This is a genomic window from Chromohalobacter sp. HP20-39, assembly GCF_033052815.1.
In the GTDB taxonomy this organism is placed as follows: domain Bacteria; phylum Pseudomonadota; class Gammaproteobacteria; order Pseudomonadales; family Halomonadaceae; genus Chromohalobacter.
In genome coordinates, this window is sequence record NZ_JAWHTP010000263.1 from 1 (window position 1) to 380 (window position 380).

Annotated in this window: 1 protein-coding gene; it reads left to right on the top strand. The window is 63.9% G+C overall.

Annotated features, from left to right (window positions below; genetic code table 11):
* Positions 1–141: 141 nt before the first annotated feature.
* Positions 142–380 (top strand): lecithin retinol acyltransferase family protein (locus RVY79_RS17905; RefSeq protein ID WP_317465862.1); only part of this gene is annotated, 239 nt, incomplete at its 3' end.

The window sequence follows — 380 nt, forward strand, 5'->3', positions numbered from 1 at the left end:
CGGTTTCCACAACGTGCGTCAGATTTCCCTGACATGGAAGCCCGCCGGCCCGACAGCATGTTCAGCCGAGCCTGCATGACACCCTTGCCCGCGCCGCCAATACTGGGGACATACAAACACCCAACCCAACAGGAGCACGCCATGCGCCGGAATACCGCAGCCCTCGCCGCATGGCATGCACAGGAAAGTGTTGCCGAGCCGCATCTGGCCCTGCCCGTCGGCGCCCACCTCGTCACCGAGCGCAAGGGGTATGCGCATCACGGCATCTATGTGGGTGATGGTGAGGTGATTCACTACGCGGGCTTCTCGCGCCGCCAGCGCCGCGGGCCGGTGGAAAGAACCTCCATTGCCGGATTTGCCCACGGCTTTGCGGTGTCCAT